The 2,403-nt window shown below is 62.2% G+C and carries 4 protein-coding genes; 1 reads left to right on the plus strand and 3 read right to left on the minus strand.

Annotated elements, in window-relative coordinates:
- Nucleotides 1-452 precede the first annotated feature (452 nt).
- Complete coding sequence (locus tag EOA24_RS42055) at nucleotides 453-674, plus strand: hypothetical protein (protein ID WP_189354474.1); 222 nt, start codon at nucleotides 453-455, stop codon at nucleotides 672-674.
- On the opposite strand, the gene EOA24_RS34410 is transcribed toward EOA24_RS42055, so the two are convergent.
- The 3 genes from EOA24_RS34410 to EOA24_RS34420 form a co-directional block, all read right to left on the minus strand.
- Nucleotides 663-1,337 carry a thermonuclease family protein gene (locus EOA24_RS34410; RefSeq protein WP_126092762.1) on the minus strand — a complete coding sequence of 225 codons (675 nt, stop codon included), beginning with the start codon at nucleotides 1,335-1,337 and terminating at the stop codon, nucleotides 663-665. The two genes, EOA24_RS42055 and EOA24_RS34410, sit on opposite strands and share 12 nt — an antisense overlap.
- Before the next feature lie 2 nt (nucleotides 1,338-1,339).
- The gene (locus EOA24_RS34415) at nucleotides 1,340-1,870 is read right to left on the minus strand and encodes a thermonuclease family protein (protein ID WP_127410614.1); all 531 of its coding nucleotides are present in this window, start codon (nucleotides 1,868-1,870) and stop codon (nucleotides 1,340-1,342) included.
- A partial coding sequence (locus EOA24_RS34420; RefSeq protein WP_127410615.1) for a hypothetical protein occupies nucleotides 1,867-2,403 on the minus strand: 537 nt, incomplete at its 5' end. The genes EOA24_RS34415 and EOA24_RS34420, both read right to left, overlap by 4 nt.

The following is a 2,403-nucleotide window of genomic DNA, read 5'->3' on the forward strand; positions in this document are numbered from 1 at the left end:
CAGCCGTCATGATCGCCACTGGCACCGACATTGGTGACGGACAACAAGCCCGGCTTCTTGCGTCCACGGCACGCTTCCGGGACGAAGTCGCGGAACTGTTTTGCTCGAAGCAACCGAAACCGAAATCCGCAACCAGGTTCGCCAGGCGGATCAGGCGCTAACGCCGCAGATTGAACCAGTGCCGGGACACAGACCCGTCTTTGGCAGAAATATCGAAGTAATACGGATCCCCGCGCGACGGACGAGGCATCGAAATCGTATCACTGCATCCTTCGCGACGGCTGCATGTATTGCGACCCTTCTGGACGCACAGACTCGGTTCGCTGCGCGCGCCGTGACCGACCTCGGAATATCCGACGCTCCAGCCGGCCGGACAATCGGCGTATTTTTCGTAGCCGGGCGAGCCGGTACCTGCTTCGGGGCAGGTGGGCCACGAGAAACCCCAGCTGCTCATGGCCGAGATCAATCGATCCATGGGCGGGTGGCAGGCAGGCACGCCATGCCAGGATGGGTTTGATGACGACGCGCACAAAAGCACTTCGCAACCCCACTCGCTGGCCTGCGTGTCAACAACCGCGGCTGCTAGCGAAGCCAATGCGCTCGACGCGAGGACAATGGTGGACCTGATGAGCCGCATGGTCATTTCTCCTGAGCATCCAAATTCAGCGGTCTGATCGGCGCGGCCGTTTGCGCGCGTCGGCGAATGGCGGAGAGATCTCTCGCGATCGCTCAGCCAGTAGATTGAAGTCGGCGACCGGTTGTCTCTGCAGCGTTCGATCGACGGCCCTTCCGCGCCACTCGTCCATGTCGAGCACGTAGGTGGCCCACATCCCGGATCGGGCCGTCATGGCGTGGCGTTGCCACGCGTCGTACCCTGGAAGGGCAGGGGAGGTGACCAGCGCCCAGCCGACCCGCAGCATCTCGACAGCGAGGTCGCGTCCCCTCGTGGAACAGGCACCGACATAGGCGCCGTCTGAATTAAACGCGGTCGCCCGACACGTCACGTGATCGTCGCCGACCACCCTCTTGAGCCAGGCCTTGGCAAGGGGGCCGCACGGCACGGGTTTCAGCACAGTGTTCTTGCCGTATCGGGTTGGATCGAAGGCCCATTGGGGCAGTTCGCACACATCTATACCGGCAAGACGGACTTTCTCGGCCGATCGCGGAAACCAGAGTGTCCGTCCATCGATGACCGCTACCCGGCCGACGATTGCCTTAGAGATAGTTTGGCTGGACGGCGAAGACGGCCCCGCTCCCGGCCCGATGGCGTCGGCCGGCCAGCTAGGGGAGGCGGCAACCGACAGCGCCAGAAGAGCAGCAAAACAGGTCGCTCGCATTCTCATTGGATCGTCGGGCTCCGTGCCGCGGCACGACCGAGCAGGATCGCCGGATGCTGCACGTCCTTGAACTGCCACAGGCCAGCGTGCTTTTCACGCGCAACCTGTTCAGCTACCGCATATGCGGGCGAGTAAGGAAGGCCGTCCGGCTGCAGAGCGGCGAAGGCGTAGCCAGACGTGATCATCAGATTGCCAAGATCCAACTGATCGGCGCCGACTGTCGCATAGCAAACGACATAAGTAACTTTGGCAATCGTCGCTATCGGCGAGCAGACCGGCTTGGTGTCAGCAATGAATGCCGCCATGACAGCAAGGGAGGCTTCGCCGCAATCCTCTCGGCGGCCGGAGCTATCCGCATAGTACGTGCCGCGCAGGCAAGACTGCACACCGTAGAGGTGATACCTCGCACCGGCGTCTGTCCAGCTGTCGCCGCTCTCGAGCGCCACGCCGGGCCGGAGATTGAAATAGCCTGCGGGGGTGGCGGCCACAGGCCCCGAAATCACGGCGGCCAATACGACAGCGAGCGATCTCATTTCGTCTTGATCCGGGGATCTGCCCACATGCCGTAGCCGCCACCCCGGCCAATCTTTTCTGCCTGCTCAAGATCTGGCCGTGCGAGGCCTCCGCCCGGCTTCTTGGCAAGTCGATGCGTGCCGAGCGATACCAATTGCTCCTCGAACATGTCGACCGTGTCGAGACTGCCGGGGTAGTTGTAGTAGCCGTAACAGGTCGCGTCCTGGATAGGCGCGTTGGCTTCGCTGACGAAGGCGCGGCAATAAATCACCTTTGGCGACTTCAACAGTGTCTTGAGCCCTTGCTCGGCATAGTCGGCGCAGCTGCCGGCGAAGTTCTCGCGACGGTTCACCATGTCGCCCTCGCAGGGCTCGATACCGAAGAGGTGGACGGTGACCTTGTCGTCGACCGCGAAATCGGTCGGCGAAACCGTTTTGAAGCCAGTGGCTGAGGCGAAGCCTTTACGATCCGTGACGCCGCCCTTGCCGTCGTAATATTCGATGACCAGCACGGTTTTCCCGGGTGCGGCGAGCGAACGGATATAGGCTTGGTC

Origin of the sequence: Mesorhizobium sp. M2A.F.Ca.ET.039.01.1.1 (assembly GCF_003998035.1) — a bacterium.
Classification (GTDB): domain Bacteria; phylum Pseudomonadota; class Alphaproteobacteria; order Rhizobiales; family Rhizobiaceae; genus Mesorhizobium.

What these genes read in the sequence shown, in the direction of transcription:
- EOA24_RS42055 (WP_189354474.1), top strand. Translation starts at nt 453, where the DNA reads ATGGCCGAGATCAATCGATCCATGGGCGGGTGGCAGGCAGGCACGCCA.
- EOA24_RS34415 (WP_127410614.1), bottom strand. Translation starts at nt 1,870, where the DNA reads ATGAGATCGCTCGCTGTCGTATTGGCCGCCGTGATTTCGGGGCCTGTG.
- EOA24_RS34410 (WP_126092762.1), bottom strand. Translation starts at nt 1,337, where the DNA reads ATGCGAGCGACCTGTTTTGCTGCTCTTCTGGCGCTGTCGGTTGCCGCC.